This is a genomic window from Promicromonospora kroppenstedtii DSM 19349 (assembly GCF_000515355.1).
In the GTDB taxonomy this organism is placed as follows: Bacteria; Actinomycetota; Actinomycetes; order Actinomycetales; family Cellulomonadaceae; genus Promicromonospora; species Promicromonospora kroppenstedtii.
In genome coordinates this window covers 8,763-10,440 of sequence record NZ_KI911735.1, presented here as the reverse complement: position 1 = coordinate 10,440, position 1,678 = coordinate 8,763, and the positions used below count along the sequence as shown (strand labels likewise).

The window sequence follows — 1,678 nt, the reverse complement described above, 5'->3', positions numbered from 1 at the left end:
GGCGGCCCGGCGGTCGAGCTCGTCGAGCAGCTCGTCGGCGGCCGCCGGGTCGTCCAGCACCTCCGGGAGTGCGGACAGGGGGAGGCCGAGCGCCGTCATCCGCGTGATGCGCAGGAGCCGGACCAGGTGGCCGACGTCGTAGTGCCGGTAGCCCCCGGCAGTGCGCGGCGGCTCGGGCAGCAGCCCGATCTGGTGGTAGTGGCGCAGCGTCCGGACGGTGACGCCGGCCAGCTCGGCGAGCTCGCTGCTGAGCACGGCGGTCAGACGCCGTCCGGCGCAGGGTTCTTCACGGGCGTCCTCCTCGGGGCGGCGGGGACAGAGCGGTCGGCGAGCCTCGGGTCACACCCTAGGGGTAGACAGTTCTGGCCGGTTCCGGTCAGTGGCCCCTACCGGTCGCCGCGCCCCTTGCGCCGGGTGGGTGCCGGTGGCTAGACAGCCCTCATGCACGCGGGAGGAGCCGTCGAGATCCGGGCGGAGTCAAAGGTTCGGGTCGCCGTCGTCGAGCTGCTCGCGGCGCGGGTCGCCGGGGCGTCGCCCCGCGACCTGACGCGACGGTTCGACGCGGACGCGGACACCGGGTTCGAGGGCCTCGCCCTGCTCGGCGAGGCGCTCGACGTCGAGCACGTCGACCTGGACACGATCCGAGCAGAGGGAGACCGGGCGGTGGTGACGGGCACCTGCCGGGCCCGGGTGCGTGCGACCGGTCTCGTCCTGGCCGGTGAGTTCGTGCTCGACGTCGCCGTCGGCGCCGACGGCCTCATCACGCGCTGTCATGTTCTCGAGGAACGCTGGACGGCGCCCGGTCCGCCGTAGCACCGGGAAGCGCCCGGGTGCGCACGTGGTTGACGCCTCACGTGAGGCTCTCCCTGCTGGACCGTTCCCGCACCCGCACGGGCTACCCCGACAGCGCCGCGCTGACGCACACGATCGAGCGGGCGGTGTCGGCCGAGCGGCTCGGCTACCACCGCTTCTGGGTTGCTGAGCACCACGCCGTGCCGGGAATCGCCTCGGCGTCGCCGCCCGTCCTGCTCGGTGCGCTCGGCGCCCGGACCACCAGCATCAGGATCGGGTCGGGCGGCGTGATGCTGCCGCACCACCAGCCGCTGGTCGTCGCGGAGCAGTTCCTGATGCTCGACGCCCTCTACCCGGACCGGGTGGACCTCGGGGTGGGGCGCACCCTCGGCTTCACAGAGCCCGTGCGCCGGGCACTGCGGCGCGGGTCGGACGCACCGGACACCTTCGTGCAGGACATCGAGGAGCTGCGCGACCATCTCGACGGAGCCTCGGCGGTCACCGCCCGGCCGGTGGCCGAGCGCACCGTACCGGTCGTCGTGCTGGCCACCGGGCGGGGCCTCGCCGTCGCCGCGCGGCTGGGGCTGCCGGTCATCGTCGGCGGGCCCTTGCTCGACCGCCCCGAGCTGATCGACGCGCTCGCCGCGTACCGCAAGGAGTTCCAGCCCTCGCCCCGTGCTCCCGAACCCTCGGTGACGGTCTCGTCCGACGTCCTGGTGGCGGACACCGACGCGCTCGCCCGCGAGCTGGCCCTGCCGGAGGCGTGGGCGATGGCCCGGTCCCGGCAGACGGGCGAGTTCGGTCCGCTGGAGCCGGTCGCGGCGATCCGTGCCCAGCCCTGGAGCGGCCAGCTGCGCGAGCGCGTCGAGGCGCAGCTCGCGCAGGG

3 protein-coding genes are annotated in these 1,678 nt (G+C 74.6%); 2 read left to right on the top strand and 1 reads right to left on the bottom strand.

The genetic code is table 11. The features are described from left to right. Nucleotides 1–255: MerR family transcriptional regulator (locus tag PROKR_RS22095; protein WP_036967561.1), on the bottom strand; the 255-nt coding region annotated here is incomplete at its 3' end. A gap of 186 nt (nt 256–441) precedes the next feature. On the opposite strand from PROKR_RS22095, the gene PROKR_RS22090 reads away from it, so the two are divergent. Next, nucleotides 442–813 carry a nuclear transport factor 2-like protein gene (locus tag PROKR_RS22090; protein WP_036967557.1) on the top strand — a complete coding sequence of 124 codons (372 nt, stop codon included), beginning with the start codon at nt 442–444 and terminating at the stop codon, nt 811–813. 41 nt (nt 814–854) lie between these two features. Next, nucleotides 855–1,678 (top strand): MsnO8 family LLM class oxidoreductase (locus tag PROKR_RS22085; RefSeq protein ID WP_051433245.1); only part of this gene is annotated, 824 nt, incomplete at its 3' end.